This is a genomic window from Shigella sp. FC1967 (assembly GCF_001743005.1).
Classification (GTDB): Bacteria; Pseudomonadota; Gammaproteobacteria; order Enterobacterales; family Enterobacteriaceae; genus Proteus.
Genome location: NZ_MIIZ01000318.1, coordinates 1 through 240, shown reverse-complemented (window position 1 = coordinate 240; position 240 = coordinate 1). Strand labels below are relative to the sequence as shown.

1 rRNA gene is annotated in these 240 nt (G+C 51.7%); it reads right to left on the bottom strand.

The annotated features are described in order from the left end of the window. Positions 1-70: 70 nt before the first annotated feature. Positions 71-240, bottom strand: a 16S ribosomal RNA gene (locus BHE89_RS02805); the annotation flags it as partial.

Genomic DNA, 240 nt, shown 5'->3' with positions numbered 1-240 from the left:
CAGACGCGCTTTTGCTCGTTCTTCATCAGACAATCTGTGTGAGCACTGCACATAACACGTATCTCTTAGGTAAGGAGGTGATCCAACCGCAGGTTCCCCCTACGGTTACCTTGTTACGACTTCACCCCAGTCATGAATCACAAAGTGGTAAGCGCCCTCCCGAAGGTTAAGCTACCTACTTCTTTTGCAACCCACTCCCATGGTGTGACGGGCGGTGTGTACAAGGCCCGGGAACGTATT